Annotated in this window: 1 protein-coding gene; it reads left to right on the top strand. The window is 62.4% G+C overall.

What is annotated here, in order from left to right:
- Positions 1-28 precede the first annotated feature (28 nt).
- Positions 29-820: hypothetical protein (locus tag J4G14_15135; protein ID MCE2459122.1), on the top strand; the 792-nt coding region annotated here is incomplete at its 3' end.

Genomic DNA, 820 nt, shown 5'->3' with positions numbered 1-820 from the left:
CACCCCACAGACAGTGGAGGTGAGCGGGGTGCACGACAATGACGCAGTCGATGACTCCGTGACGCTGGCCCACAGCGCCAGCGGCGGCGACTATGGCTCGGTCACCGCAAACTTGAGTGTGACGGTCAGCGATGATGACAAAGAGCCCGCTCTGGTGCTCACACCAGAAAGCCTGACGCTGGCCGAAGGTGGAAGCGGCAGCTACACGGTGGCCCTCGCCGGCTCACCCACTGCCGCAGTGACAGTGACGGTCAGCGCAGGCACGGGCGTGACGCTGGATACCGATACCGCCACCAGCGGCAACCAGAACACCCTCAACTTCTCCACCGTCAACTGGAACACACCACAGACAGTGGAAGTGAGCGGTGAGCAGGACGATGACGCGGCCGATGACACCGTCACCTTGTCCCACAGCGCCAGCGGCGGCGACTACGGCTTGGTCACTGGGGATCTGGTGGTGACGGTCAGCGATGATGAGACAAACAACAACACAAACACGACGGCGGCGTTACCATCCTGGCTCACGGCTAGCGACACTCTGGAACCGCTCACGCTCTACGTCGGCGGCGAGGATGGCAGCAGGGACGGGCGCGATGCCTTCACCATGACCAATGTCAACGCTGGTGATATCACGTGGCGCTTTACGTCCAGCCACCCAGCCGTGGCATCGGTGCCAGAAGAGCCGACCAACAATCCCATTGTGATGGTGACACCGGTCCGCGAAGGCAAGGCGACGATCACCGTCAGGGCGGCAAGCGGAAATCGGAAATCGGATCCTGCATCCTTCCTGGTGACCGTGGTCACCTCCCCGGCGGAAGAA

Source organism: Dehalococcoidia bacterium (assembly GCA_021295915.1).
Classification (GTDB): Bacteria; Chloroflexota; Dehalococcoidia; order Lucifugimonadales; family UBA1123; genus VXRN01.
Note: the sequence above shows the minus strand (reverse complement) of the source record. Positions and strands in the feature narration are given on the sequence as shown.